Source organism: Chromobacterium haemolyticum (assembly GCF_002081825.1).
GTDB classification, from domain to species: domain Bacteria; phylum Pseudomonadota; class Gammaproteobacteria; order Burkholderiales; family Chromobacteriaceae; genus Chromobacterium; species Chromobacterium fluminis.
The window spans coordinates 57,958-79,281 of sequence record NZ_MUKU01000005.1; the positions used below are offsets into that span (position 1 = coordinate 57,958).

Below are 21,324 nucleotides of genomic sequence, written 5' to 3' on the forward strand. Positions count from 1 at the left end.
GTTTCACACGGCGGCTTCCGCCGCCAATTGTTCATCGCATACCGCCTTGACGCAGGCGCGCAGCCATTGCTGCGCCGGGTCCGCGTCCAAGCGCGGATGCCAAATCATGGAAATGGTGATCTCCGCCACCGTCAGCGGCAGCGCGAAGCTGTGCAGGCTGGCGCGCAGATGGCCGGTGTGGCGTTCCGGCACGGTGGCGATCAAATCGCTGGCGCGCGCCAGCGCCAGCGCGGCGGCGAAGCCGCCCACGGTGACCGCGACATCGCGGCTCAAGCCTTGCATGCTCAGCGCCTGGTCCACCGGTCCAAGCAGTCCGCCGCGGCGGGCCACCATCACATGGCGGCCGGCGGCGTAGCGGGCGGCGTCGATGGCGTCGGCTGCCAGCGGATGGCCGGCACGCACCACGCCGACGAAGCGGTCGCGGAACAGCATGCGCACCCGCAACTCCGGCCCGGCTTCGTGGCCCACCACTCCGGTGTCCAGATCCACCGCGCCGTCGCGCAGCGGCGCGTTGTCCTTGTCGCGCTTGGGCAAGAAATGCAGACGCACGCCCGGCGCCTCGCCTTGCAGCCGCGCCAGCAGCCGCGGGCCGAAGTTTTCGACGAAACCGTCGCTGCAGCGCAGCGTGAAGCTGCGTTGCAAATTGTCCAGCCGCAGCGTCCCGGCCGGGCGCAGCGCGCTTTCCGCGTCCAGCACCAAGGCATGCACCCGCTCGCGCAGCTCCAGCGCGCGCGGTGTCGGCGTCAGGCCGCGGCCGGCGCGCACCAGCAGCGGGTCGTCGGTGACCTCGCGCAGCCGCGCCAGCGCCCGGCTCATCGCCGAGGGGCTGAGCCGCAGGCGCCGCGCGGCGCGGGCCACGCTGCCTTCGTTCAGCAGCGCGTCCAGGGTGATCAGCAGATTGAGGTCGGGCGTGGACATGGCCTTACCTTAGCACAGCAATACATGGCGTCAAACGCAACTATTCAGTGCAAACCATGCGTCTTCCGCCCGCTATGGCGGCGGCGTAGCCTGTGTCGAGTCCGTGTCGACGGCCCCGGCGTTTCGGGGCCGGACGCGGCGGGGAGTCGCCGTCATGCCTGTTTCTCCATCCTCTTCTTCCGTCGCCGCGCTGGCCGGCCTGGCGCTGGCGATTCTGCTGGCCTCGCTGGGCGCCAGCGTGGCCAACGTCGGCCTGCCGGCCTTGGCCGCGGCCTTTCGGATCAGCTTCCAGCAGGCACAATGGGTGGTGCTGGCTTATCTGCTGCTGATCACGCTGGCCAGCGTCAACGTCGGCCGGCTGGGCGATCAATTCGGTCGTCGACGCGCGCTACTGGCCGGCATCGCCTTGTTCGTCGCGGCCTCGGCAGGCTGCGGCGCGGCCGACGCTTTCTGGGCGCTGATCGCCGGACGCGCCTTGCAGGGCTTCGGCGCGGCCTTGATGCTGGCCCTGGGCATGGCTTTTGTCGCGGACATCGCGCCTAGTGACAAAGTGGGGCGGGCGATGGGGCTGTTGGGAGCCATGTCCGCCGTCGGCACCGCGTTGGGGCCGTCGCTGGGCGGCGCGCTGATCGCGGGCTTCGGCTGGCGCGCGATGTTCTGGCCGATGTTGCCGCTGGGCGCGCTGGCTTTCGGCCTGGTCTGGCGCAGCGTGCCAGCGCCAAGCGGCCCCGCCGCCGATCGCCCGGGTTTCGACGTCGCCGGCAGCGGTTGGCTGGCGCTGACCCTGGCGGCTTACGCGCTGGCCTTGACCTTGAAGCTCGACCACGCTCAGGGGGGCTTCGGCGCGCTCAACGCCGCCTTGTTGCTGGTGGCCGCCATCGGTTGCGGTGCCTTTGTCCGGGCCGAGTCCAAGGCTGCCGCGCCCTTGCTGAACCTGGCCCTGCTGCGCGATCCGGTGTTGGCCGCCGGCTTGTTTTGCAACGCCTTGGTGTCCACGGTGATGATGGCCACCTTGGTGGTGGGCCCGTTCTATCTGGCGCGCGGTCTGGGCCTGGATGCCGCCGGCGTCGGCCTGGCGATGTCCGCGGGGCCGTTGGTGGCGGCTTTGAGCGGCGTGCCGGCCGGGCGGATGGTGGACCGCTGCGGTGCGGACGCTTCGGCGCGCTCCGGTCTGGCGGGCATAGGCGTCGGCGCGTTGGCGCTGGCCCTGCTGCCGTCCAGCCTGGGCCTGGCCGGCTATCTGTTGCCGTTGACCCTGATGACCGCGGCCTACGCCTTGTTCCAGGCCGCCAACAACACTCAGGCGCTGACCGGCGCAGCGGCGCGGCAGCGCGGCCTGGTGTCCGGCTTGCTCAATCTGTCGCGCAATCTGGGTTTGATCACCGGGGCGTCCTTGATGGGCGCGGTGTTCGCCGCGGCCAGCGGAGCCGCGGACATCGCCGCCGCCGCGCCGCAGCAAGTGGCCGTCGGCGCGCGCGCCGCCTTCGGTCTGGCGGCGGCGCTGATGTTGCTGGCGCTGTTGGCATCGGCGCATGGGCGCAGAAAAGCCGCGCTCTGCTGACGCCACGCTGTCAGCAGGGGGCAGGCAGACTGGTTCTTTTCCACAGCGAAAGCCGCATTTCAGTGAAAAGGAGCAAGCCATGACCTTGGCCCCCCAACCCAATCTGCAATTGTTGTATGTGACGGATATCCCGCGCTCCACCACGCTGTACCGCCGTTTGTTCGCCGCCGATCCGGTGTTCGTCAGCCCGCGTTACGTCGCCTTCAGCGCCGGCGGCGAGGCGCTGTTCGCCTTGTGGAGCGGCGGGGACGCGCCGCATGCCGATGTCCCGAGATTCGTCGAAACCGGTATCATGCTGGCCTCTGGCGAGGCGGTGGACGGGCTTTATCAAGCCTGGCGGGACGACCCGGATCTGCGCATCGCGCAGCCGCCGAGCACTGAAGTCTTCGGTCGCACCTTCCTGATGCTGGACCCGGACGGGAATCAGATCCGGGTGTGCCAACGGGATTGAATGCTGCTGGGAATGGCCCCGCCGCCGTTTTCTCCCGAGCGGGCATTTGGGTGCCGGCTTTGAACAGGCTTTCGGGTTGGCCGTGTCCAGCGCCGCCCCGCAAGCGCGCGAGCGCGCCGATGCCATGCCTGTTGTGCTGGGAGCGGGGCAGGCCGCCGCCTAGCTTGAACTGGACGCTGTGGAGGAAGCCTCGGGCTGATGCAGGCCAAAGCTCAGGCCGCCCGGCGCATGGCATTGGGCGAATTTGCCGAAGCCCGGCTCCTCCGCGATGCCGCCGTCGACTTGGCCGCCCAAGGCCCGCACGCGCTCCACGGCGGCCGACAGGTCCGGCACCTGGAAGAAGAGATCAATCCGGGGCGCGGTATCTCCCCCGTGCAGGCCGGCTTTAATCGATCCGGCCTGAAACCAGCCGCCGCCGTCCGCGCCCATGGGATGGAAGCTCCAGCCGAACAGTTCGGCGAAGAAGGCTCCGACAGGGGCTGCGTCTTCGGCGCCGATCTCGATATAGGAAACAGGTGATGCCATGGGAATCTCCTTGGGAGTTAAAAAGCCTATCGGCCTATTTCAACGGCCTAAATGATTATAGATCGCATCAGCTTGGGTCGATGGCTTCCAATTCCACTCGCAACAGCGCGAGCGGGCGCGCGGTGCGCAGTCGCAGCGTTTCGCCGCGTCGGGCGACGGCGGCGTCCCAGGCCGCCAGCGGCAGCGGATGGCCGTTTTGCAGTAGTTGCGCGCCGTCCTCCAGCGCCAGCAGCAAGCTCAGCTCGGCATCGGCGCGCAGTTCCAGCGTGTCGTCCACTGTCAGATAGTCCAGTCGCGATTGGTAGCGACCGCGCCGCGTCATCACGTTGAAATCGGTTAGCGGGCCGTCCAGCAGCCGGCTTTGCGCCGGAGTTTCCCCTGCGAAGGCCAGCGGCGCGCCGCCCGGCGTCAGCCGCAGGCTGTCCCGGCCGTCCAGTTTCAGTTCCAGCCCAGCGCCTTGCAGGATCAACAGCTGCCGGTCCACCCCGTCGAAACGCGAGAACGGGCCGTCGCTGGCCACGCTGGCCAGGCTGAGGCGGTAGTCGAAATCGTCCAGGCCGGCCCCGGCGGGGGAGATCAGCAATTGCCGAGTGCTGCCGCCGCCGTTTTTCCAGGGGCTGGGCGGGCAGTCTTGCAGGCGGATGAGCGTCATGGCGGGCCTCAATGCAGGTAGTTGATGATCCAGGCGTGGAAGGGAATCGCCACCAAGTCTATCAGCACCGCGCCGCACAGCGGGATGATCAGGAAGGCCTTGTACGAGGTGGCGCCGTGCTTCTGGCACACCGCGCTCATATTGGCCACCGCGTTGGGCGTGGCGCCCAGGCCGTGCCCCATCAGGCCGGCGCACATCACCGCCGCGTCGTAGTTCTTGCCTAGCAGGCGGAAGGCGATGAAGACGCTGATCGCCATCAGCGCGATCACCTGCAAGGACAGCACGCCCAAGAGCGGTAGCGCCAGATCGTACAGCTCCCAGATCTTCAAACTCATCATCGCCATGGTCAGGAAGATGCCCAGAGAAATGTCCGCAATGGCGTCGATGGCCGGGCTATTGAGCCGGACCAGCCGCGCGCGGTCGTTCAGATTGCGGAACACGATGGCGGCGAACATGGCGCCGACATAGGCGGGCAGCACGAAGTCCCAGCGTTGTTGCACTTGATTGGCGAGCAAGGTGCCGGCGGTCATCAAAACCAATATCAGGCCCATGGAGGAGATCAGGGAGTCGCTGTTGACGGTAATGTTGGCTTCGTGGTCGTGATAAGCTGGTGCTTGCATGGCGCTGGCCTCGGTCTGGATCGGCAATTGGTGGCGGCGGATCAGCCAGCTGGCCAGTGGTCCGCCCAGCACGCCGCCGGCGATCAGGCCGAAGGTGGCGGAGGCCAGCGCCACCGCGGTGGCGCCCTGGGTGCCGAGTTGCTCCGCCATCGGGCCGAAGGCCGCCGCCGCGCCGTGGCCGCCCTCCAACGACACCCCGCCCGCCATCACGCCCAGCGTCGGATCCAGGCCGAACATGGCCGCCGCGCTGGCGCCGAATACGTTCTGGAACACCGCCAGCGCCCAGCAGATGCCCAGATAGATCAGCAGAGTGCTGCCGCCGGTGCGCAGCAGCGCCAGGCTGCCGCCTATGCCCACCGTGGTGAAGAAAGCCACCATGAAGGGGGTTTGCAAGGTGGTGTCGAAGCTGACGGCGGCGATGCCGCTCTCGCGCAGCAGCAAGACGGCGATGGAGACGGCGAATCCGCCTATCACCGGGGCCGGGATGCAGAAGCGTTCGAAGAAGCGCACGTGGCGCTTTAGCCGGTAGCCGGCCAGCAGGGCCGTCACCGCCAGCGCGGTGGTGGCGATCAAATCCAGTTTCCATTGCTGCATGGGTTTCTCCTTTGCAAAAGTGCGGCTTGCCGCTGTGTCGCGGCTTGTTGCGCCAAGCCTTGGGCCTGGCGGGTATTTAGATTGGCTTCGTCAGCCGGTGTATCAGCCGCGCGGCCGTCCGCGCGGTCAGTTGGTCCTGATCCAGTTCCGGGTTCAGTTCAGCGATATCGGCCAGCCGCAATTTGCCGCTGGCGCGGATGACGTCGATCAGCGTTTCCAGCGTGGCCAAGGGCACGCCCAGCGCCGCCGGCGCGCTGACGCCGGGCGCTTGCGACGCCGGCAGCGCGTCCAGGTCTATGGTCAGGTACAGGCAGTCGCAGGGCGCGATGAAGTCCCGCAGCTTTTGCAGCGGCTGTTCCAGCCGCCACGGCTGCAACTCCTCGTCGAACAGCAGTTGGGCGTCCAATTGTTGGGCGGTGGCGAACAGCGCGGCGGTATTGGCGGTTTCCGCCACGCCGGCGCACAAGTAATGAAAGGGCCAGCCGCGTTGCTCGCAGTCGGCGGCGATCTGGGCGAAGGGGGTGCCGGAGGAGGCGAGCGGGCTTTGGCGCAGGTCCAGGTGGGCGTCGATGTTGACGATGCCGACGCGCGGCGCGCGCCCGGCGGTTTCCAGGTGCCGGGCCAGCCCAAGGAAGCTGCCGTAAGCCACCTCGTGGCCGCCGCCGAGCACGATGGGGAACTGTCCGGCGTCCAAGAGGCCGGCCACCTGCCGGCCCAGTTCGACCTGAGCGGCCTCCAGCTCGTCGTCCAAGCAATGGACGTCGCCGGCGTCGTAGGCGGTTTGCGGCTGATGCCAAGCCAGGTTGGCCAGCGCCCGGCGGATGGCGCTCGGCGCTCCGGCCGCGCCCGGGCGGCCCTGGTTGCGGCGCACGCCGGCGTCGCAGGCAAAGCCCAGCAGGGCGAAGCCGGCGGCGGCGCCGGGCTGCCATGGGTGCACGCGTTGATGCCAGCGGCGCGCCAGTTCGCCTTCGGCGTCGGTGCGGCCGCTCCAGGCCGCGGGAGGAGTATGTAGCGTCATGCTCGGTCTTTCGGTGTCGGGCCGCTCAGTCGCAGCCCAAGTAAGCGCTGATGTTGCGCGCGGCCTGGCGGGTTTGCTCCACCAGTTGGGCGCGGCGTTGGGCGCGTCCGGAGGGCGCCATCAGCGTCAGGGCGCCCAGCAATTTGCGCCGGCCCTGCAGCAAGGGGGCGCTGACACCCCAGATGCCGGGGTCGATGGCGCTGTCGCTGGTGGCGTAGCCTTGGCGGCGCACCTCGGCCAGGGCCTGGCGCAAGGTTTCGTGTTCCTCCGGCGGCAGCATGCTGTCCAGGGAGGCCTGGCTTTGCGTTGCCGGCATGAAGGCCAACAAGGCCAGCGCCGACGCCCCGCGCGCCAGCGGCTGCCCCTTGCCGGCGGCGAAGGCGCAGCGCAGCGTCTGCTGGCTCTCCATCATTTCAATGCAAATCACCTGTTGGCGGGTGGCCACCATCAAGGCCACGGTTTCATTGCTCAGCCGCGCCAGACGCTGCATTTCCGGACGTGCTTGCGCCGCCAGCGTGTTGTGTTGCTGAAACCCCATCGCCAACTGCAGGCCCAGCGGGCCGGCGTGGTAGGCGCCGTCCTCGCCGGGCTGCAGCAGGCCCCACTGGCTCAGATGGGTGAGCTGGCGGTATAGCGTGGACGGCGGCAAGGCCAGCCGCCGCGCCATTTCCTTGGCGCTCAGCGGCTGGGGCGAGGCCGCCACCAGCTGCAGGGTTTGCAACAGACGATCGGAGGAAGAGCTGAGGGTGGGCATGTTCAGTCCTTATTAGGATTTTCTAACCTTATCTATTGCGACTGTCGCGAAGAAGTCTGGTTTCTCATATGGCGGTAATTGTCTGGAGATTTTTGTTTTTCATTCCCGTATTGCGGGAAATGCGGCTTTGGATGGAGAGCGGGGGCGGCTGGCGCGGACCGGCGGGCATGGTTTACACTGCCGGCCTGTATCCGCTATGGATGAAAGAGAAGCCGTTCCCTCTAGGCGAGGCGGCGACGACGCGGACACGCCGGCTTTGATACGGATTCAAGGCCCGCCCGCAAAACGAAAGAAAGGAGGTTGTATGGTTCAGTTTGCGCGCCCAGAAATGTTGGCTCGCTTGTATGGCACATTTGCCGGCTCTTGCCCGAGTTCCATCGCGCTGCGATAACCGGGTCGGAGCAAAGCCACTCTTCACTTCGAGTTTTACTCGCCGAGTCTTTAGCCGACTCCCATGTTGTCGCCAGCGCTCCTGTTGACAGGGACTATCACGTCCCAAAGAAACGAGAGCAAGAGCATGACAACCCTGATTTCCGCGCAATCCTTGCAACTGGACGCCGGCCACGGCCCGCTGTTCCAGGACCTTTCCTTTACCGTAAAACTGGGCGACCGCATCGGCCTGCTGGGCCATAACGGCTGCGGCAAGAGCAGCCTGCTCGGCGTGCTGGCCGGCCAGCGCGAAGCCAACGCCGGCACGGTGCAATACGCCGGCCTGTGCCGGCTGCAATACGTGGAGCAACATCTGCCGCCGCGGTTGGCGGGCTTAAGCGCGCGCGCGGCGCTGCTGGAGGCGGTGGATCGCCAGCCGGAGCAGCACTGGCGGGTGGACAGCCTGCTGGACGAGCTGGAATTGTCGGCCGCGGCCGACACCCCGGCGGCCAGCCTCAGCGGCGGCCAGCATACTCGGCTGTTGTTGGGGCGGGCGGTGCTGCGCCAGCCCAATCTGCTGTTGCTGGACGAACCCAGCAACCATCTGGACCTGCCGTCCTTGCTGTGGCTGGAAGACTTTCTGCGCCGCTGGCAGGGCGGTTTTATCCTGGTGTCCCATGACGCGCGACTGTTGGACGCGGTGACTTCGCACAGCTGGATTCTGCGCGACCAGCGCTTGTACCGCTTTGAACTGCCGTGCAGCCGGGCGCGGACCGCGCTGGCGGAGGCCGATGCCGCCGCTCGCGCGCGCCATGCCGGCGAGCAGAAGGAGATCGACCGCCTGAACGCCAGCAGCAAGCGCCTGGCGATCTGGGGCCGCGAGCACGACAATGAAAAACTGGTGCGCAAGGCCAAGTCCATGCAGAAGCGGGTGGAGAGGCTGAAGGAGGAGCAGGCCTTCGTCAGCCGCGGCAGCCCATGGCGCTTGCGGCTGCAAGGCCAACCCTTGGCGGCGGACCGCTTGCAGGCCTTCGAAGGCTTGCAGGTGCGCGCCGCGCCCGGCCTGCCGACGCTGTTCGAGGCCGATGAGTTGAGCTTGCGCAGCGGAGACAAAGTCGCCCTGCTCGGCGCCAACGGCGCGGGCAAGTCCTCTTTGCTGAGCCAGTGTTGGCGGGACTGGCGGCAAGGCGAGGCCGGCGCCGGTTGGCGGCCGCACCCGGCGGCGAGTATCGCTTATTACGATCAGTCGCTGCATCAGTTGGACGACCTCGCCTCCTTGTCGGACGCGCTGTATCCGTTCGCGCCGCTGAGCGACGCGGAGCGGCGCCAGGCGCTGATCTCCGCCGGTTTCGCCTATGCGCGCCATGGCCAGACCGTGGCCACCCTCAGCGGCGGCGAGCGCGCGCGGCTGCTGTTCCTGGCCTTGTCGCTGGCCAGCTATCACTTGTTGTGGCTGGACGAGCCGACCAACCATCTGGATCTGGACGGCAAGCGCGAGCTGGCGGAAGAACTGGCCGGTTTCGCCGGCGGCTTCCTGCTGGTCTCGCACGACCGTGAGCTGATCGAGCGATCGTGCAATCGCTTCTGGGTGCTCGACGACGGCCGGTTGCGCGAATGGCCGGACGCCGCCAGCGCCTATGCCCAGCTGTTCACCCCGTCGGCCGTCACGGCCGTGGTAGAGCCGCCGCTTGAGGCCGGCGACACGCCCGCGGCGAACGGCGCGGAGCGGCAGTTGGAGCGCTTGTATCAGCTGGAGGCGCTGCTGAGCGCGGACCTGGCGCGCAAGCCCAAGCATCAGAAGCCGCAATTGCAGCAGCAATGGCGGCGGGAGATGGGCGCCTTGGAACGGGAGCTAGGCTTATAACGCGAAGGGCGGCGTTAAAAACGCCGCCCGTTCGTCGCCCGTTCGGCCGTTTCGTCCATCGCCCTGGGCGTTTCGTCGCAAGCCGCTATCGGCCGCGTTTGGCGCTGGCTACAGTGAGCAGCGTTAACCACAACGCATCACTAGGAGCTAAACATGGACCGGGAAAAACACGCGGAAGCTTTGGACGGACTGAGCGGCGTCAAGCACAAGATCGCCATTTACTGGCGGCTTTATGTAGACTGGCTGACCGGGCTCGGCTGGGGGCGGCTGGCGCTGATCTCGCTGCTGGCCTTGATTTTGAGCGGCGTGCTGGCGTTGAGCGGTGCCGTGGTTTTTTTGATACTGATGTCCTTCCTGGTCAAGGCCTGCGTTGCGCCGAAACCGTCGAAACCGGCGGCGCTGACGGAGAGGACCGAGGAAGAAATGAAGCAAGACCGGGGGGCGTATCATGGATAGGCAAAGACATGCGGAGGCGCTGGCGGGCATTGACCTCGTCAGCCACAAGGCCTCCATCTACTGGTGGCTGTTTTTCGATTGGCTGGCCATCGTAGGCTGGGGGCGGCTGCTGCTGATCTGCTTCCTGGGGCTGATCATGGGCGGCATCATCGGCGTGCCGGTGCTGGCCTTTTTCCTGGGCGTGGCTGTCTGCGTCGTCAAGATCGTGGCCGGCGGCAAGCGTCGGGCGGAGCTGCGCGCGGACGAGGCGGTGGTTCGCAGCCAGCAGGCGGAGGAACTGGCCGAGGTGGAGGCGCTGCAACGCCAGTTGGCGGAAGCGCGGATGGGAGCGCTGCAGGCGCAGATCGAGCCGCACTTCCTGTTCAACACTTTGTCCTCGGTATGCCAATTGATGGAAACCGCGCCGGAGCGCGCCTTGCTGATGCAGAAGGCGCTGATCCGCTACCTGCGCTCCTCGCTGCCGGAGTGGAGGGAATCTCCGGCGGAAACCAGCTTGGGCCAGCAACTGGAGCTGTCGCGCGCTTATCTGGACATCATGCAGTTGCGCATGGAGGACCGGTTGCGGGTGAGGCTGGAGGTGCCGGAGTCGCTGCTGGACGCGCGCTTTCCGGTGATGATGCTGCAAACCCTGGTGGAGAACGCCATCAAGCACGGCCTGGAGCCCAAGGCCGAGGGCGGCGACATCGTCATCGGCGCCAAGGTGTTGACCGGCGAATTATTGGTGTCGGTGAGCGACAGCGGCGTCGGTTTTCCGGAGCAGCCGGGGCAGGGAATGGGGTTGAGCAATATCCGCGAGCGGCTGGCCATGTTGCACGGCGAGCGCGCACATTTGCTGCTGGAAGTGTTGCCGGAGGGCGGCACCCGCGCCACCATAGCCTTGCCGTTCGCGCTGGTGTGAGCGGTTAGCCTGGCGGAGGACAGCGATTGATGACGAAACTAAGCGCGGTGATTGCCGACGACGAGCGCCTGATGCGCGAGCAACTGCGCATGGCCTTGCAGAGAGTGTGGCCGGAGTTGAGGATAACGGCCGAGGCCCACGATGGCGCCGAGGCGGTGGAACGGGTGCGCGAGCACCGGCCGGACCTCGCCTTCCTGGACATCACCATGCCGGTGCAGAACGGCATCGCCGCCGCGATGGAGATCGACGGCCTGTGTCCGGTGGTGTTCGTCACCGCCTACGACCAGTACGCGATCAAGGCCTTTGAGGAAGGCGCGGTGGACTATCTGCTCAAGCCGGTGGAGGACGAGCGGCTGTTGCGCACGCGTCAGCGCTGGGAACAACGGCAATTGACGCTGCCGTCTCACTGGCAGGCCTCCTTGCAGCAGTTGAGCCGCCAACTGGCGCGGCCGGACTATCTGCGTTGGATCAAGGCCTCGGTGGGCAACAGCCTGCGCATGATCAGCACCGGCGAGGTGTTGTTCTTTCAGTCCGACGAAAAATACACCCGGGTGCAGACCGTCGGTTGCGAGGCCTTGATCCGCATGCCGATCAAGGAGCTGTTGCAGGCGCTGGACCCGGACGAATTCTGGCAGATTCACCGCTCCACCCTGGTGCGGGTGGACGCCATCGAACAAATCAAGCGCGACGACGGCCAACGCGGCCTGCTGCTGCAATTGCGCGGCTATGCGGAGCCGCTGGAAGTCAGCCGCAGCTACGCCCATCTATTCCAGCGTATGTGAATGGGTCGTCGCAGCCGGCATGAAAGCTGCTTGTCCTTGCCCATGATTCAATGGGAGACCGAAATGATATGCATCAGACTCGCACCGGCGCTGGCGGCCGGCGATTACTCGCGCTTGAGCGTTTTGCTGGCGGACAGCGTGGCCGGCGGCGCTTCGGTGGGTTTTCTCGCGCCCTTGCCGGTGGCGGAGGCTGCCGCGTATTGGGCGCAGGTGGATGCGCTGCTGGGCGCGGGCTTGCAATTATGGCTGGCGGAGGAGGACGAGGCGTTGTTGGGCTGTGTGCAGTTGGCGCCTTGTCAGCGTGGCAATGGCCGTCACCGCGCCGAGGTGCAGAAACTGCTGGTGCATTCCGCTTGCCGCGGCCGCGGCGTGGCGCGCCAATTGATGGCGACGCTGGAAGATCATGCACACAAACAGGGCATCCGCCTGTTGGTATTGGACACCGAGGCCGGCTCCGGCGCGGAAGAGGTCTACCGCAAGCTGGGCTGGAGCAAGAGCGGGGAGATACCGGATTACGCCGCCAGCCCCGACGGGCGGCTGCATCCCACCGCCTATTACTTCAAGCGTTTGTGATGCGCCGGGGAGTGTTCGCCAGCGCCATCATGGGGTGTTTAGCTTGAGGCGATAGCCGTCAGCGCGTCGCGCACCGCGGAGACAACCTGCTCCGGCTCGGAGAATTGCGGAAAATGGCCGCTGCGGGCGGCGATGACGTGACGGCCGCGCGGCGACAGTGCTGCCAGCCGGCGCTGGCCTTCGGCGCGCGCGTCCAGCACTGCTTTGGAGCTCAGCCAGGACAAGCCCGGCGCGCCGCCGCTGATCACGAACAAGGGAATGTCGGGGAAGGGCGGCGCTTCGGCGATCTGTTCCGCGCTGCGTCTCAGGTGCCCGGTTTCGTTCAGGGTGTCGCGGTCCTGGGCCAAGTCCAAGGCCCGGCGCAGCAGCTGGCCCAGCCGCCCTTGGCGTGCGTCCAGCGCGCTGATGTCTTCCGGCGCCGCGGCGTCCAGCAACACGCAGGCGGCCACTTCTCCGGCGTAGCTGCGGGCGAACAGATTGGCGATCAGGCCGCCCAGCGCGTGGGCCACCAGTACATAGGGCGGAGCCAGGTTCGCCTTGAACAGCAGCGCGCGCAAGGTTTCCATCATCGCGGCGGCGGTCTGCGCTTCGCGGACGTTGCCGCTGTTGCCGATGCCGCAGCGGTTGTAGGCGAACACGCCGCTGAGCGCTTCCAGCGCCGGCAGCACTTTGTACCAGCTTTCCATCGGGGCGCCAGCGTCGTTGATCAGCACGATGGGCGGCGTCGCGTCGCCGACGGCGATGTACTCCATGGCGACGCCGTCGATGGCGGCGATGAGCTTTGGGGGCAGGGTGGTCATGGGGCAAGCCGGCGGCGGTCGCCGAAAAGTAGTCTATCCAATTGTTTTTGTAAGTAAAAAATTAATTCAGTTCCTGATAGTCATTATGGGCGCGAATTTTCCAGCGCCAACAGGGAAGCGGGGTCAGCCCGCCGTCTGTAGCGCGGCGGCAACTTGCGCGCGGATTTGCCGTCGGTCAAGGAAATGGAGAATGGCGGCGCCGTCCGGCTTGAGGCGGCTTTCCGGCCAGTGGTATGTTTGTGGTATTCCCGGCCCGGCCGCGCGCCGCGCCGTTTGATTCTCCATTTCTCCTGGTGGCGATGATGTCCAAACCCCGTGCCGTATATTTGCAGTCGGGCGGCCCGACTGCGGTGTTGAACGCTTCCGCGCAGGGCGCGATTGAAACCGCGCGCCAGCGCGGCCTGTCGATGTACGGCGCTTTCGACGGTCTGGCCGGCTTGCTGGAGGACCGCTTGTGCGATACCGACGCGGTATCGGACGAAGCCATCGCCCAACTCGCCTTCATGCCCGGTGGCAGCTTCGGCGTCAGCCGGCGGATGATAGGGAGCTTTGCCGAGGCCGGCGACGATTGGAGGCGGCTGCGCGAGGTGTTGGCCCGGCACGACATCCATTATCTGTTGGTCAACGGCGGCAACGGCTCGCTGGGCTGCGCCGAACGGCTGGCGGAGTTCGAACGCCACATGAGCTATCCGCTGAAGGTGGTGGGCATTCCCAAGACCATAGACAACGACTTGGTGGGCACAGACAACAGCCCCGGCTACGGCTCCTCAGCCAAATTCCTGGCCAGCGCGATGCGAGAGGTGGGCCTGGACATGACCAGCATGGGTTGGGGCCGGGTGTTCATCATGGAAACCATGGGCCGTCACACCGGTTGGCTGGCGGCGGCCTGCGCGGCGGCAGCGCGCAACGAACGCGAAGCGCCGCATTTGCTGCTGCTGCCGGAGGTGGCTTTCGAGGCCGAGCGTTTCCTCGCCGCGGTGGACGATAGATTGGCGCGCTTTGGTCAATGCGCGATCGCTGTGGCGGAGGGCATCACCGACGCCGACGGCCGCTTTGTCGCCGAGGCCAAGAAATCAGAGGTCTACGGCCATGAGCAATTGGGCGGGGCCGGCCACTGGATCGCCCAGCTGCTGTTGCGCGAACGCGGCATTTCCGCGCATGTGGCGCAGGTGGATTATCTGCAGCGAGCCGGCGGTCACTTGGGGTCCAGCATGGATGTGCGCCAGGCCTACATCATGGGCGAGCGGGCGGTGGAGTGGCTGCTGGCCGGCAAAAGCGGGGTGATGGCCGGCATCAAGCGCATCCAGAACCATCCCTATTGCTGGGATGTGGAGGAGGTGCCGCTGGCGGTGGTGGGCGATCAGGAGAAGCGGCTGTCGCCGGAGTTCATCGGCGCCGACGGTTTCAGCGTGACGCCGGCCTTCCTCGATTATGTGCGTCCCTTGATGGAGGGCGAGCGGATTCCGCCGTTCAAGGACGGGTTGCCGGATTACCGGCCCATTGCCTGGCCAAAGGTGTGAGGGTGGTAGACGCGTGATGGAAAACCCGGCGCAAGCCGGGTTTTTTACCGCCTGCGCGGGCGGGTTCATGCCTCAGCGCAAACGGCGGCTGGGGAAGGAAAACAAGCCCGGCATCGGCCGGGCCCGTTGGCGGGAGAAGGATTTACAGCACCAGGCCGCCGATCAGCGCCGACAGAATGCTGACCAGGGTGGAGCCGTACACCAGTTTCAGGCCGAAGCGGGACACCATATTGCCGCGTTCCTCGTCCAGGCCTTTTACCGCGCCGGCGATGATGCCGATGGAGCTGAAGTTGGCGAAGGACACCAGGAAGATGGAAATCACGCCTATGGTGTATTCCGACAGCTGAGCGGTGAGCTTTTTCAATTCCATCATCGCCACGAATTCATTGGTCACCAATTTGGTGGCCATGATGCTGCTGGCCGGCATGATGTCGGCGGCCGGGATGCCCATCAGCCAGGCGAAGGGGTAGAACACATAGCCCAGCACGTACTGGAAGTTCACGCCGAAGACGGCATCGAAGATATGGTTGACGGTGGTGATCAGCGCGATGAAGCCGATCAGCATCGCGCCGACGATCACGGCGATCTTGAAGCCGGCCATGATGTAGTCGCCCAGCATTTCGAAGAAGGACATGCGGTGGGAGGCTTCCGCGCTGATCAGCTCGTCGTCGTCCTGGCTGGCGTCGTAGGGGTTGATCAGCGACAGGATGACGAAGGTGCTGAACAGGTTGAGGATCAGCGCGGTGACCACGAAGCGCGGTTGGATGATCTGCATATAGGAGCCGACGATGGACATCGACACCGTGGACATCGCAGTGGCGGCCAGCGTGTACATGCGCTTTTCCGAGAAGCTGCCGATGATGTTCTTGTAGGCGATGAAGTTCTCGGATTGGCCTACGATCATGGAGCCCACGGCGTTGAAGGACTCGATCTTGCCCATGCCGCTGATCTTGGCCAGCACCCAGCCTATGCCGCGTATCACCCAGGGCAGCACGCGGATGTGCTGCAGGATGCCGATCAGCACCGAGATGTAGACGATGGGCATCAGCACCTTGAGGAAGAAGCTGAACTCGCCCTGATTGAGCAGGCCGCCAAACACGAAGTTGGTGCCTTCGCCGGCGTAGCTCATCAGCTTGTCGAACACGCCGGCCACGCCGCCCACCAGGGTCAGGCCGTAGCTGGAGTGCAACAGGAAGTAGGCCAGCGCCAACTCCACCACGATCAGTTGCAGCACGTAGCGGATCTTGATGTTTTTGCGGTCGCGCGCCACCACTTGGGTCAGCAGGAAGACAACCAGCAGTCCGAAGACGAATTGAAGTATGTGCATATTTATTGCCTTGATGGGCCGTCCTTCAGGCAGGAACGGCGACGTTTGGCGGGCGCGCCCGCTGTGTGTGCTTGGTATTGTTGACGAGGCGAACGATGAATTTTGACATGAAGCCATTGCCGCTTCCATGTAAAACGCATTCGCCCGCCACTGTGCGCTTATCCGTCGTCGCAAACTAGCCGGTTTGATCAAACAAGCTGCGCGGCGACGGCAAAAATAAAGCCCCCGGCCATGGCCGGAGGCTTGTTTCATTCCGCGCTACTGCGCTTGTTGTTCCGCTTCGCGACGAGCTTGCTCGGCAAAATAATAATCGCGGCGAGCTTGCTTGGCCGCCGCCTTTTCCGCCAATTCCCGCTCTTTCTTGGCGGCTTCCTCCGCCGCCTCCGCGCGCTGGGCGGCCTTCACCGCTTCGCGCTCGGCTTCCTCGGCGGCTTCGATCGCGGCGATTTCGCTGCGGCTCTTGCACGGGCCGGTCTTTTCGAACCAGGCCACGGATTCCACATGGGCGGTGTGAGGGAACATATTGATGATGCCGGCCGCCTTCAGCGTGTAGCCCTTGGTGTGCACCAGTACATTGGCGTCGCGCGCCAGCGTGGCCGGGTTACAGGACACGTAGACGATGCGCTTGGGCGCGGTGTCTTCGGTGATGGCTTTCAACAACTGCACCGCGCCGTCGCGCGGCGGGTCCACCAGCATCTTGTCGAAGCGGCCGAGCGCGGCGAAGGATTCCTCGGTGACTTCGAACAAATTGGCCATTTCATAACTGACCTTGTCCTGCAGGCCGTTGTGGGTGGCGTTTTCCACCGCGCGCTTGACCAGGGGCTGGCTGCCTTCCATGCCGTGCACCTCGGCGCCGGAGCGGGCGATGGGCAGGGTGAAGTTGCCGATGCCGCAGAACATGTCGGCGATGCGCTCGCCCGGCCGCGGGTCCAGGAATTTCAGCGCGCGCGCCACCATCACCGCGTTGATCTCGGGGTTCACCTGGGTGAACTCGGTGGGGTAGTAGGGCATTTCCACGCGGTATTCCGGCAGGCTGTAAGTCAGCTTGGGCGCGTCCAGCGGGTAGACCGGATAACAGGTGTCCGGCCCCTTGGGCTGCAACCACATTTGCAGCGGCCGCTCCTTGCTGCCGTGGGCGTCGGAGAAGGCGCGCAACAAGGCGTGGTCGGCGTCGTTGATGGCTTCCATATTGCGGAACACCAGGATGTCCACCTTGTCGCCCACCGCCAGCTCCACCTGGGGCATGCGGTTGTTGATCGACAGTTTATAGATCATCTCGCGCAGCGGCACGATCAGGTCAGAGATGTGGCGCGGCAGGATGTGGCACTCGCGCATATCGGTAATGTAGGTGGAGCGCTTCTCGTGGAAACCCACCAGCACGCCGCCCTTCTTCTCCACCAGCCGCGCCGACATCCGCGCGCGGTGGCGGTAGTGCCAGGCCGGGCCGGCGATGGGGGTCAGCACCTGTTGCGGCTTGACCCGGCCGATGCGGGCCAGATTGTCTTCCAGCACCCTTTGCTTGACCGCCACTTGGGCGCTGAACTCCACATGCTGCATCGAACAGCCGCCGCAGGTGCCGTAATGCGGACAGCGCGGCTGCGTGCGCAGGAAGCTTTCCTTCAGCACCTGGCTGGTGTTGGCGTTTTCGTAGGAAGACTTCTTGCGATAGGCGCTGTAGACCACGGTTTCATACGGCAGCGCGCCGTCGATGAAAATGGTCTTGCCATCGACGTGGGCGACTCCCCGGCCTTCGTGGTCCAGCGATTCGACCTGAGCGATAGTCTGTTTGTGCGTCATGGTGTTGCTTGGAAAATCAAACGGAAAGCGGCGATTTTCTCAAATTATCCGGCGGCGCGCAGGGGTTTTTTGTCGGCGCCGGCCGGCGCGCCGGTTTCCACCTCCAGCCCGGCGGCCTGGCGTTCAGGCCGCGAGTGCGCAAGGCGGCCACCGCCTGGGTGAGTAGCACGCGATAAGGGCCGCGACGGTAGGCGATGATTTCGGCGCCGGCGTTGGACAGGCTGGCCTGCTCGACCAATCGCTCAACTGGCGATACTTGATCGGCGTTGTTGTTTGGTCTTGCCAGCGCGGCGGCGCTCTTTTTACGGATGCAGCCGGCGATGGGCGCGGGCTTTTTCGCCGCGAAAACGCCGCAGCCTTGTGGCGCATGCGAGTTTCGGCTTTGGTCTGCACGCGACGGCCTGGCTCTTGGCGCATTGGCCGGAACTTTGAGCCAAAGCCGGCTATGCTGGCGTAAAACCGACAATATTAGCGACGGCCCGGGCGGGGCTAGGCGTTTGGTAATAGTCAGAATCTTGCTTTTTCACGCTTTCTGTTAGAATCGAACAATAGTGATTTCAAATATGGTGCGGTATGTTGAAGCGATGTTTTGGGCTGTTGGGTGTGCTGGGATTGAGCGCGGCGACGGGCGTCGGCGCGGCGGTGATTCCCGAGCCTGATGTGCAAGTCAGCCCCACCGGTCTGCATTTGGTGCTCAATTTGCCGCAAGCCAGGTTGTTCCAGTACCAGGATGGCAGGCTGTCCAAAATCTATCCGGTGGCGGTGGGCAAGATGCTGACCCAGACGCCGACCGGCAGCTTCGACATTACCGGCATTTACAAGGCGCCGGCCTGGCATGTGCCACGTTCCATCCAGGAAGAAATGCGCCGCAGCGGCAAGGAAGTGCAGACCGTGGTGCCGCCGGGGCCAAGCAATCCTTTGGGGCCGGTGTTCATCCGCTTCGGCGAGGCCAAGTTGGGTTTGGGATTTCATGGCACCAATGCGCCGGGTTCGGTGCCCGGCTTTCGCAGCCATGGCTGCGTGCGCATGAAAAACGACGACGCCTTGCTGCTCTCCAGGACAGTGGGCCGCGGCGACGCGGTGACGGTGGCTTATCAGACCGTGCTGCTGAACCAGGACGCCGCCGGCGAACTGTGGCTAACCGCTTATCGCAACCATTACAAGCAGGACGATCCCTCTTTCCCGATGCTGGCGGAAACGCTGCTGGCCTGGCAGAAGCAGAGGTCCGCAGTGGTGTACGGCGCGCGGGTGGATCAAGCCTTGAAAGCGCGCAAGGGCGTGCCGGTGTGCCTGACCTGCAAGGATGTGGCCAAGGCCAAGGTGGACGGCGATTTGGCGGTGGTGCGCTGGTTGTCGCCGGGCAAGGCCGACGACACCCAATTTGCGCATGAACCGGCGAGCCGCGAGCCGGGCGGTCCCTTGCCGACCCAGGCCGCGCCGCCGGCATCCGCGCCGCAGCACGCGCCGGTGGTCGCTCCGTCCTCGGCCCCGTCCTCCTCGCGGGCCGCCGTGCGCGGACAGCCGTCGCGAAACGGCCGCCCAGCCTGATTCAATCGGCCATCTCTCCCGCCAATTCCCCAACGCGCCGCAAGGCGCGTTCGTACGCAGGGTTCCACGGATAGCAGCAGGACAGCCGCACGCAGTTGCGATAGCGGCCCTTGGCCGAGTACAGCGTGCCGGGCGCGACGGTGATGCGCTCGGCCAGCGCTGTCTGGAACAACGCCATCGTGTCCACTCCGCTGGGCAATTCCACCCATAGCAGGCAGCCGCCGGAAGGCGAAGTGGCTCGCGTCTGCGCCGGAAAACAACTGGCGACGGTGCCGCGCAGCCTTTCCATCTGGCTCATGAAATGGCGACGGATCAGCCGCAAGTGGTGGTCGTAGCCGCCGGTTTCCAGGTATTCCGCTAGCGTTTCCTCCAATAGCCGCGGCTGGGCCAGCGAACTGGCGAACTTCAGTCGCGTCACTTCGCGCAAAAAGCGCCCGGGCGCGATCCAGCCGATGCGAAAGCCCGGGGCCAGCGTCTTGCTGTAGCTGGAGCACAGCAGCACCCAGCCGTCGCGGTCGTAGGCCTTGACCGCGTCCGGGGTGGCGCCGTCGTAGTGCAGGTCGGCGTGCGGCACGTCCTCGATCAGCGGCACCTGGTGTTCGTTGACCAGCGCCGCCAGCCTTTGCTTGGCCTCGGCCGGCATGGTGCAGCCCAAAGGGTTGTGCACGGTGGGCATGGCCACGACGGCGTTCAACCGTTTCTCCGACAGCAGTAATTCCAGAGCGTCCAGCGACAGGCCGTTGGCCGGGTGGGTGGGGATCTCGATCACGCTCAGGCCCAGATTCTTCAGCGTGGGCAGCAGTGCGAAATAGGTGGGCGATTCCAGCCCCACGGTGTCGCCCGGCTTGCAGCAGGCGCGCAAGGCCAGTTGCAGCGCCTCGGTGCAGCCGTTGGTGATCACCAAGTCCTCGGCCGCCAGTACGCAGCCCCAACTGACCGCGCGCTGGGCGATTTGGCGGCGCAAGCGTTCCGAGCCGGGCGGGAAGGGGTAGTCGGTGGTCAGTTCCGGATGCTGGCGCAGCAGCCGTCCCATGATGTGCTTGAAGCGGGTGGTGGGATAGAAGTCGCTGCCGCGCGGGCTGGCCAGCGACAGGTCGATGAAATCTTCCCGGGTTTGCGCCGTCATCACCGCTTCGATCTGGTCCACCACTTCGCCTGCGTGATGGGCGGCGCTTTGCCGGCGCATGCGCGGCAGCGGCAGGGTGGCGGCGGATTTGACGTAGAAGCCGGACTGCGGCCTAGCCTCGATCAGGCCGCGGTCCTCCAGCGTGCGGTAAGTCAGCAGGATGGTGGACGGGCTGACCTTGTGCATTTCGCAGGCCTTGCGCACCGAGGGCAGCCGTTCGCCGGGCTGCACCACGCCGGTCTGGATAAGGGTGATCCACTCGTTGACTAGCTGCTGGTATAGGGGTTCGTCGCTCATGCAGAGGCCTCGCTGACAGATGTGAGGATCGCCATCGGTACAATTTCCCGTAAAAACGACCATAACAGTTTTGAAATTATAAAACTGTTATGGTTCCAATTCAATTTTTCTGAATCTGTATTCATCGTGGGCCAGGCGTTATCATGGCCACCATTGAAAACAAACCGCGTCCGGATTGTCCGGCTGCCGGTTATGGCTTGGAGCCGTAATGAACTTTGTTGCGTTGGTGACTTATCTGTTGGTGATGTCGATCACGCCGGGGCCTAACAATCTGGTGTTGGCCTCGTCCGGGGTCAATCATGGCTTTTCCCGCACGGTACCGGCCTTGCTGGGCATGTCGCTGGGCCTGTCGGTGCAGGTGGGCTTGTTGACGGTGTTTCTGGGCGGCTTGATCGCCGTCATCGCCTCGGTGCAGCTTTATCTGGCGATGGCCGGCTGCCTGTATCTGCTGTGGCTGTCCTGGGGCATGGCGCGCTCCGGGCCTGCTAGCGGAGAAGCCGGCGGCGCGCCCATGGGCTTTTGGGGTGGGGTGCTGTTCAACTGGTTGAATCCCAAAGTCTGGCTGATGGGTTTCAATATCGCGATGGTGTTTCTGCCGGCCAAGATGAATGCCTGGCACGCCGGTCTGCTGTTCGCGGCGCTGACTTTCGTTATCGGTCTGCCGTGCATTGCCTTGTGGGCGGGCTCCGGCGTGGCTGCGCGCCGTTTCCTGGCGTCGCCGCGCCGGTTGCGGGTTTTCAATTGCGGCATGGCGGCAATGCTGGCGGGAACCGCGATCTGGCTGCTGCTGGAAATGCTGCCGGCGCAGTCCTTGCACGCGCTGCCGCAAATGATTTGATGAATAGCTAAATCGATAGGGATGTTCTTGCTGCAG

General features: G+C 65.2%; 20 protein-coding genes. 10 read left to right on the forward strand and 10 right to left on the reverse strand.

Features of this window, described 5'->3' with window-relative positions:
• Nucleotides 1-3: 3 nt before the first annotated feature.
• Nucleotides 4-918 (reverse strand): LysR family transcriptional regulator, encoded by a 915-nt coding sequence (locus tag B0T39_RS04765; protein ID WP_081545046.1) that lies wholly within the window; start codon nt 916-918, stop codon nt 4-6.
• A gap of 154 nt (nt 919-1,072) precedes the next feature.
• Here B0T39_RS04765 and B0T39_RS04770 point away from each other — a divergent pair, with 154 nt between their 5' ends.
• Nucleotides 1,073-2,479 (forward strand): MFS transporter, encoded by a 1,407-nt coding sequence (locus tag B0T39_RS04770; RefSeq protein ID WP_081545047.1) that lies wholly within the window; start codon nt 1,073-1,075, stop codon nt 2,477-2,479.
• A 79-nt stretch (nt 2,480-2,558) separates the two neighbouring features.
• Nucleotides 2,559-2,930, forward strand: a complete 372-nt coding sequence (locus B0T39_RS04775) for a VOC family protein (RefSeq protein ID WP_081545048.1) — start codon at nt 2,559-2,561, stop codon at nt 2,928-2,930.
• Nucleotides 2,931-3,089: 159 nt separating this feature from the next.
• On the opposite strand, the gene B0T39_RS04780 is transcribed toward B0T39_RS04775, so the two are convergent.
• The 5 genes from B0T39_RS04780 to B0T39_RS04800 form a co-directional block, all read right to left on the reverse strand.
• Nucleotides 3,090-3,455, reverse strand: coding sequence for a VOC family protein (locus B0T39_RS04780; RefSeq protein WP_081545049.1), 366 nt, complete (start codon nt 3,453-3,455; stop codon nt 3,090-3,092).
• A gap of 67 nt (nt 3,456-3,522) precedes the next feature.
• Nucleotides 3,523-4,107, reverse strand: coding sequence for a HutD/Ves family protein (locus tag B0T39_RS04785; RefSeq protein ID WP_081545050.1), 585 nt, complete (start codon nt 4,105-4,107; stop codon nt 3,523-3,525).
• A gap of 8 nt (nt 4,108-4,115) precedes the next feature.
• Nucleotides 4,116-5,321, reverse strand: coding sequence for a sodium/glutamate symporter (gene gltS / locus B0T39_RS04790; RefSeq protein ID WP_081545051.1), 1,206 nt, complete (start codon nt 5,319-5,321; stop codon nt 4,116-4,118).
• A gap of 76 nt (nt 5,322-5,397) precedes the next feature.
• On the reverse strand, nt 5,398-6,339 hold the full coding sequence (gene hutG / locus B0T39_RS04795) for a formimidoylglutamase (protein ID WP_081545052.1): 942 nt from the start codon (nt 6,337-6,339) through the stop codon (nt 5,398-5,400).
• Nucleotides 6,340-6,364: 25 nt separating this feature from the next.
• Complete coding sequence (locus B0T39_RS04800) at nt 6,365-7,093, reverse strand: IclR family transcriptional regulator (protein ID WP_081545053.1); 729 nt, start codon at nt 7,091-7,093, stop codon at nt 6,365-6,367.
• Between the two features lie 517 nt (nt 7,094-7,610).
• Between B0T39_RS04800 and B0T39_RS04810 the strand changes: the two genes are divergently transcribed.
• From B0T39_RS04810 to B0T39_RS04830, 5 genes are all read left to right on the forward strand, one after another.
• Nucleotides 7,611-9,326, forward strand: a complete 1,716-nt coding sequence (locus B0T39_RS04810) for an ABC-F family ATP-binding cassette domain-containing protein (protein WP_081545055.1) — start codon at nt 7,611-7,613, stop codon at nt 9,324-9,326.
• A 153-nt stretch (nt 9,327-9,479) separates the two neighbouring features.
• Nucleotides 9,480-9,782 (forward strand): hypothetical protein, encoded by a 303-nt coding sequence (locus B0T39_RS04815; RefSeq protein ID WP_081545056.1) that lies wholly within the window; start codon nt 9,480-9,482, stop codon nt 9,780-9,782.
• Complete coding sequence (locus B0T39_RS04820) at nt 9,775-10,680, forward strand: sensor histidine kinase (protein ID WP_081545057.1); 906 nt, start codon at nt 9,775-9,777, stop codon at nt 10,678-10,680. Before B0T39_RS04815 ends, B0T39_RS04820 begins: the two co-directional genes overlap by 8 nt.
• Before the next feature lie 29 nt (nt 10,681-10,709).
• Nucleotides 10,710-11,462 carry a LytR/AlgR family response regulator transcription factor gene (locus tag B0T39_RS04825; protein ID WP_081545058.1) on the forward strand — a complete coding sequence of 251 codons (753 nt, stop codon included), beginning with the start codon at nt 10,710-10,712 and terminating at the stop codon, nt 11,460-11,462.
• Nucleotides 11,463-11,525: 63 nt separating this feature from the next.
• Nucleotides 11,526-12,035 (forward strand): GNAT family N-acetyltransferase, encoded by a 510-nt coding sequence (locus B0T39_RS04830; protein ID WP_081545166.1) that lies wholly within the window; start codon nt 11,526-11,528, stop codon nt 12,033-12,035.
• Between the two features lie 38 nt (nt 12,036-12,073).
• On the opposite strand, the gene B0T39_RS04835 is transcribed toward B0T39_RS04830, so the two are convergent.
• Nucleotides 12,074-12,835: an alpha/beta fold hydrolase gene (locus B0T39_RS04835; protein ID WP_081545059.1), complete on the reverse strand. Its 762-nt coding sequence runs from the start codon at nt 12,833-12,835 to the stop codon at nt 12,074-12,076.
• Between the two features lie 302 nt (nt 12,836-13,137).
• On the opposite strand from B0T39_RS04835, the gene B0T39_RS04840 reads away from it, so the two are divergent.
• On the forward strand, nt 13,138-14,355 hold the full coding sequence (locus tag B0T39_RS04840) for a 6-phosphofructokinase (protein WP_081545167.1): 1,218 nt from the start codon (nt 13,138-13,140) through the stop codon (nt 14,353-14,355).
• A gap of 142 nt (nt 14,356-14,497) precedes the next feature.
• On the opposite strand, the gene B0T39_RS04845 is transcribed toward B0T39_RS04840, so the two are convergent.
• Nucleotides 14,498-15,682, reverse strand: coding sequence for a NupC/NupG family nucleoside CNT transporter (locus B0T39_RS04845; protein WP_081545060.1), 1,185 nt, complete (start codon nt 15,680-15,682; stop codon nt 14,498-14,500).
• 258 nt (nt 15,683-15,940) lie between these two features.
• Nucleotides 15,941-17,479 (reverse strand): 23S rRNA (uracil(1939)-C(5))-methyltransferase RlmD, encoded by a 1,539-nt coding sequence (rlmD, locus tag B0T39_RS04850; RefSeq protein WP_081545061.1) that lies wholly within the window; start codon nt 17,477-17,479, stop codon nt 15,941-15,943.
• 573 nt (nt 17,480-18,052) lie between these two features.
• Between rlmD and B0T39_RS04855 the strand changes: the two genes are divergently transcribed.
• Nucleotides 18,053-19,027, forward strand: a complete 975-nt coding sequence (locus tag B0T39_RS04855; protein WP_081545062.1) for a L,D-transpeptidase — start codon at nt 18,053-18,055, stop codon at nt 19,025-19,027.
• Between the two features lies 1 nt (nt 19,028).
• Here B0T39_RS04855 and B0T39_RS04860 read toward each other — a convergent pair whose 3' ends face one another.
• Nucleotides 19,029-20,450 carry a PLP-dependent aminotransferase family protein gene (locus tag B0T39_RS04860; protein ID WP_081545063.1) on the reverse strand — a complete coding sequence of 474 codons (1,422 nt, stop codon included), beginning with the start codon at nt 20,448-20,450 and terminating at the stop codon, nt 19,029-19,031.
• Nucleotides 20,451-20,658: 208 nt separating this feature from the next.
• On the opposite strand from B0T39_RS04860, the gene B0T39_RS04865 reads away from it, so the two are divergent.
• The gene (locus tag B0T39_RS04865; protein ID WP_081545064.1) at nt 20,659-21,288 is read left to right on the forward strand and encodes a LysE family translocator; all 630 of its coding nucleotides are present in this window, start codon (nt 20,659-20,661) and stop codon (nt 21,286-21,288) included.
• The last annotated feature ends 36 nt before the right edge of the window (nt 21,289-21,324 follow it).